Origin of the sequence: Vibrio sp. 10N.261.52.A1, assembly GCF_002876325.1 — a bacterium.
Classification (GTDB): domain Bacteria; phylum Pseudomonadota; class Gammaproteobacteria; order Enterobacterales; family Vibrionaceae; genus Vibrio; species Vibrio chagasii.
The window spans coordinates 1-805 of the sequence record NZ_MCYD01000445.1; the positions used below are offsets into that span (position 1 = coordinate 1).

2 protein-coding genes are annotated in these 805 nt (G+C 33.5%); both read left to right on the top strand.

Features of this window, described 5'->3' with window-relative positions; all coding sequences use genetic code 11:
* The coding region (locus BCT81_RS05290) for an EAL domain-containing protein (protein WP_133152564.1) at window positions 1-350 on the top strand (350 nt) is incomplete at its 5' end.
* A gap of 115 nt (window positions 351-465) precedes the next feature.
* Window positions 466-805: helix-turn-helix transcriptional regulator (locus BCT81_RS29560; protein ID WP_206748004.1), on the top strand; the 340-nt coding region annotated here is incomplete at its 3' end.

Here is an 805-nt window from a genome sequence, read left to right on the forward strand (position 1 = left end):
CAAAAATAAACGAAATAAAATTGCTAGGCTCGAAGATATCAATAGATGATTTTGGTATAGAGAATTCAAACCTAGATAAGTTTCTCGATTTTTACATAGATGAAGTTAAGTTTGACCGCTCGATATTGAATTCGAACTATTCGATAGTGAGAAAACTTGTGATGTTGCTAGTCGCTACATTTAATGATCACGGAATATACACAGTGGCAGAAGGGGTAGACGACAAAAACACATTAACAATGATAGAAAATATGAACTTTCAATGTGTTCAAGGCTTTGTTTTCAGCCGACCTATAAATATTAGTCAGTTTGGAGAGTACTGCTCAAGTCGCTTGCTAGTCTGCCAATGAATGTATCGGGAATAAGAACGATTAATCGGGGATTGAGGTTTTTTGATACAGCACGTCATGTTTAAAATGAACAATCATAAATTTGTTTTTCTTGAAAATTGCCAAGGATTAACCATTGTTCAGTAAAAAAGAATTCGGAAAGGCACTGAAATATCATAGAGTAAAAAATAACTATTCACAGAAGGACTTAGTCGACATACTTTCGTTATCACACGTTTCATTCCAAGATGTTACGCAATCAATGATTAGTTTATGGGAATCTCAAAAAAGATCACCGAGCTTGCTAAAGAGAGTATGTATCGCCAATTTTTTCTTGTGTGAGTACAGTTACAGCCCAGATGAAATTCTAAAAATAAAAAAAATTGATAATTATAAGAATCCACTCATTCACAACAATAACGGATATAGGTTAACGATTGATAAGATCTCGAAGAAGTCAATTGATACATTGGAAG